Origin of the sequence: Dictyobacter arantiisoli, assembly GCF_008326305.1 — a bacterium.
In the GTDB taxonomy this organism is placed as follows: domain Bacteria; phylum Chloroflexota; class Ktedonobacteria; order Ktedonobacterales; family Ktedonobacteraceae; genus Dictyobacter; species Dictyobacter arantiisoli.
In genome coordinates this window covers 1-4,842 of record NZ_BIXY01000170.1, presented here as the reverse complement: position 1 = coordinate 4,842, position 4,842 = coordinate 1, and the positions used below count along the sequence as shown (strand labels likewise).

Sequence of the window (4,842 nt, the reverse complement as noted above, 5' to 3'; positions counted from 1 at the left end):
AATTGGTCACTGACTTCCCACGGTTTGGTTCGGGCCATCTTGGTTTCTCCTTTGCTTGGGGGATTCGTGTTCCTTTCCTTGTTCTTGATTCTATCATCTCCTTCCACGTTTTCGGATAAGTTCTTCGGGGCGGGTAAAAGAAGGGAAAAAGGGATATTGGGGGACACCCCAAACTCCGGCAAAGGGCTGGCGGCCCTTTGCAATCCCGCTGAGGCTGTGATGAAATTTACTTCATCACAGCCTCTTTTTTTGGTGTTTGCCGGTACTTTTAGGGGAATGGATCTGGATTGGATAAGCCCGGCCGATTGGCGTGGTTCTGTTTATGTCTTTTGTCTGGACGCTTTTGATGTGCATCCACTTCTGAGGCGGCGCTATACGATGTGATATAAATCTATGGCGCGCTGATTCCGCGCATGTTCCGCGCTGGCTAACTTTCTTTCTGCGAACTCGTATAAGATCCTTGTGTATTATAAACCGGTGTTCTGTGTGGGAAAACATAGGCATCGATCTACTTAGAACGCCAGGCACGCTTAAGAGAACAAGGATGGCGAGGGTTGATTCCGGTGTCAAAAAAAGAGCCAATGTACTCCCTGGACGTGCTCTGATACTCCACAGGCACGCTATATACTTATGTATCAAGGAGTCAATGTTTATGCGTTCTGGCAAAAAAATCACAACTGTGATGCTGCCAACCCTCCTTTGCGTATTTGGTATCCTGCTCACAGCTTGCGGCGGCGGTTCTGTACCCGGCGGCAGTGGTAGCACCAGTACAACAAAGGCCGCTGACAGCCAGCAGGTATATCGCTGGGCCTTCCGCTTACCGGATATCAATTCATTTGATCCAGGTATCGCGACTGACAATACCTCTATTCAGGCGATCAACCTGACATTCACCGGTCTGGTACAGCTTGATGATCAGCTCAATATCAAGCCTCAATTGGCTGAGTCCTATGATGTTTCTAAAGATGGTATGACCTATACTTTCCATCTGCGCCCCAATCTGAAGTTCAGCGATGGAAAAACATTGGATGCCAATGATGTCGCTTATTCGATTGATCGTGCACTCTCACCAGCCATTAACAATCAGTCAGGCGTAGCGACGACCTATCTGGGACTGATCAAAGGTGCGACCGAGCGTACCCAGGGCAAGCTGAAATCAGTAATTGGCTCCGGCGTGATTGTCAAAGATCCCAACACGGTGGTCTTCAAATTGACAAAATCCACGGCTTACTTCCTTGGTGCTCTGACCTATCCAACCAGCTTTGTGGTTGAGAAAAGCGTCATCGATGCCTATGGAAGCAAATGGACAGATCATCTGTCTGACAATGGTGGACAGGGTGGCGATGGTCCTTTCAAAGTGAAATCCTATAGTCATACTACTGGCATTCAGTTTGTGCCGAATGATAATTACTATGGTCCTAAACCACAATTGAAAGAAATCGATTATCTGCCATATAAAGATCGTGATACCAGCTATAACGCCTATCTGGCGAATCAGGTAGATATCACTGATGTTCCTCTGGCTCAGACCGTGTCCGCGAAAAGCCGTTCTGACTATTCTCAGAATGACGCCCTGACCCTGTTCTATATTGGTATGAACTACAAAGTCAAACCTTTGGATAACATCAATATTCGACAGGCGTTAGCACTGGCTCTGGACCGTGACACGATTGTCAAAGCTGCGTGGCATAATGCTTATACTCCTACCTGCCACATAATTCCTAAAGGTCAGTATGGGTATGATGCCAATCTGACTTGCCCGGCGGGCACTGATATCCATGGGGATAAGGCGAAAGCGGTTGCGCTCTTCAATAAAGGCTTACAGGAAGAGGGTTTGACCCGTCAGACATTCCCTCAGATCACCTTCACCTATCCAACCCAGTCACCCGAAGGTGCGAACGAGGTAGCGACCGAAGTGCAGATGTGGAAGTCTGTTCTGGGTATCAATATCGCCACTACCGCGATCAGTCAGAACTCTCTCTACACCGCGCAGGCGCAGACACAGGGGAATACTGGTCCATTGCAGATGTGGACTGCCGGTTGGGGCGCGGACTTCCCAGATCCTGAGGACTGGATTTCTTTGCAGTTCGGAACCAATGCTCCGAACAACGCCTACAACTATGGCGACAACAAAGGTTCGACCGTCTCTGCCCAGCAGGCTCTGCAAAAGCAGATGGCCGCAGCTGATGTCATCAATAATAAAGCCGCTCGTTTGCAGGCATACAACAAGATTGAGCAGCAGCTCGTCAATGATGTCGCCTGGTTGCCAATTTATCAGCGCCCGGACATCCGCTTGCTCAAACCATATGTGATTGGCTTGAAGTTTAATGCAGCTTCAATGGTTCCACCCAATGACTGGGCGAACACGTATATCGCTCAACATTAATTCTGATTGCCTTACGCAGAGGATAATCCTCTCAGTAGGTCGATAGCTGTAGGGATGGCGATACTGTATCGCTATCCCTGCTTGACTGTAGAGGGGAGGCAAGGAGTTTGGTATGTTTCGATTTTTGTTGAAAAGGCTGATCGGTCTGATTTTTGTCATACTGGGGGTAACCTTTATCACATTCGCCATGGGATATTTTGCTCCCGACGACCCGATTAAACAGTTGCTAGGGCAGCATTATACTCAAGCTGCATACCTACAACTAAAGCATGCGTATGGCTTAGACCTTCCTTTTCTTCAACAATACTGGAATTTCCTTTCTGGATTATTCCATTTGAATTTTGGTCTATCCTTCTCTTCAAAGGGACGCCCTGTCTGGGATATTTTGAAGGATGGCATTCCTGTCTCAGTTGAGCTGGGACTGTGGGCTCTGGCTCTCCAATTACTGCTGGGTATTCCACTGGGTATTTATACCGCGTTAAAGGCTCGTACCTGGATCGATACCACGAATATGTTTGTGACCTTGATCATTTATGCATTGCCGTCCTTTGTGCTGGCAACGTTTGTGCAGGTGGCGATTGTCTATGCTGATACCAATGTACCGGGCTTGAACTGGCCGGTTGCGAACTGGGGCACTCCCTGGCACTATACCTGGGCGGATATTCAGTATAAGTTGATTCCAATCCTGGTCTATGGAGCCGCTGGCTTCGCGTATTATGCGCGTCTGGCCCGCACCAGCATGCTGGATGTGCTCGATCAGGATTACATTCGTACCGCTCGGGCCAAGGGCTTGCGCTCACATGCGATCACATTCCGTCATGCGTTCCGCAACGCGTTGATCCCATTGATTACTGTCATTAGTGTCTCATTAGGCTCGCTGGTATCTGGTGCGTTCTTCATTGAGCACATCTTTAACATTCCAGGCATTGCCGAGACGACCTTATCGTCAGTAAGCACCAGCGATTATCCGGTTATCCAGGCAACGACCGTCATGCTCGCAATCGCGGTGGTGGCGGGTAACTTGCTTTCAGATATTATGTATAGCGTTGTTGATCCACGCATCAAAGCGGAATAGGAGGACGTGTAGATGGAAGAGCAGAAAGGACGCGCACCTGGGTTTCCAGGGAATGTTCCACGGAATCGTTCAATATTTCAGCCTGGCGTCATGGCTCCTGATAGTACTGTACAACCTTTCGATCCAGACATAGAGCCAATTCTGCCAGATAAGGATGTGTCTGAGAAGAAGCGCCAGACGCGCACGCCTTTTCAGGAGTCACTCAGGCGCTTTCGCCGCGACAAGAAGGCGATGATCAGCCTCTGGACCATTATCATACTGATCATTATCGCGATCATTGGTCCAACTATTTATATGCATATTGGTGGTACCTATACCAGTCTCACCAATGGAGCGATCGGGCCAGATCAGTATCACTCGTTCGCCCATGCTGAGGTTGACCGTGTGACTGAAGGTCCTTCAGCCCAATACTGGCTGGGAACTGATGGTCTGGGACGTGATATGCTGGCTCGCTTGATGCAAGGCGTTTTGATTTCGCTGGCCGTCGCGGTGCTGGTTGAGGTGATCGATATTGTACTGGGCATCATCGTTGGAGTGCTGGCCGGTTATTACGGCGGCTGGATTGATTTCTTGCTGGCGCGTTTCACTGATATCATGTTTGCTTTCCCGGGCCTTCTGTTCCTGATCCTTATTTCTGGTATCATGGGCCCCTGGGCTGATCGCCATCTGAATACTATTCCAGTGATTGGGGCAAATGGCAATGCGCGCTTGCTCCTGGTCTCGTTGGCGCTGGCCTTTACTATCTGGCCGTTAATGGCTCGCTATGTACGCGGTCAGACACTCCAGTTGAAGCAACAACAATATGTTGAGGCCGCTAAGACACTGGGTAGCTCCGATTTTAATATCATTACACGTCATATTATACCGAACCTGTTCAGTATTGTTGTGATTGCCGCGACTCTGAATATCTCGAATACGATTATTTCAGAGGCAGGTATTAGCTTCCTGGGATTAGGTGTGCAACCTCCCGGTTCGAGTATTGGTTTAATGGTTTCCGATGGTGCGGAATATATTCGGACCAATCCCTGGGTCGCGATTTTGCCATGTATTGTACTGGCAATTATTGTGCTGGCATTCTCATTCCTGGGTGATGGCGTGCGCGATGCCTTTGATCCACGTGCGAAAGATTAGTCGCTCCTGCCAGATCCCCCGGGCCTCCGCGTTCTTCACGCATGAGTTTTCGCACCTACGGTGCTCAAATATGAGTCATCCCGGATTTTTGGGAAACATTTCTAGCACCTAAACGATGCTAAAAACCGAATTGTTTCTAAGTCCGGCGGAAGAACACTTCCAAGTACGGGATGGGCATCATCCCAAAGGCGGCTGATCGCCCACCGTACGCGGTAAAGCGGTGCCAGAGTTTCTCGGCACCGCTTCCCTG

4 protein-coding genes are annotated in these 4,842 nt (G+C 49.3%); all 4 read left to right on the top strand.

Translation table 11 applies throughout. The features are described from left to right. Positions 1–384: hypothetical protein (locus F1593_RS28780; protein ID WP_172632505.1), on the top strand; the 384-nt coding region annotated here is incomplete at its 5' end. A gap of 268 nt (positions 385–652) precedes the next feature. After that, a complete protein-coding gene (locus tag F1593_RS27230; RefSeq protein ID WP_172632504.1) occupies positions 653–2,386 on the top strand; it encodes a peptide ABC transporter substrate-binding protein in 1,734 nt (577 codons plus the stop codon). A gap of 112 nt (positions 2,387–2,498) precedes the next feature. Beyond that, complete coding sequence (locus F1593_RS27225) at positions 2,499–3,461, top strand: ABC transporter permease (protein WP_149404699.1); 963 nt, start codon at positions 2,499–2,501, stop codon at positions 3,459–3,461. A gap of 12 nt (positions 3,462–3,473) precedes the next feature. After that, positions 3,474–4,592 (top strand): ABC transporter permease, encoded by a 1,119-nt coding sequence (locus F1593_RS27220; RefSeq protein ID WP_149404698.1) that lies wholly within the window; start codon positions 3,474–3,476, stop codon positions 4,590–4,592. Positions 4,593–4,842: the final 250 nt, after the last annotated feature.

Coding starts and splice junctions, on each gene's coding strand:
- F1593_RS27230 (WP_172632504.1), top strand. CDS start 653: ATGCGTTCTGGCAAAAAAATCACAACTGTGATGCTGCCAACCCTCCTT.
- F1593_RS27225 (WP_149404699.1), top strand. CDS start 2,499: ATGTTTCGATTTTTGTTGAAAAGGCTGATCGGTCTGATTTTTGTCATA.
- F1593_RS27220 (WP_149404698.1), top strand. CDS start 3,474: ATGGAAGAGCAGAAAGGACGCGCACCTGGGTTTCCAGGGAATGTTCCA.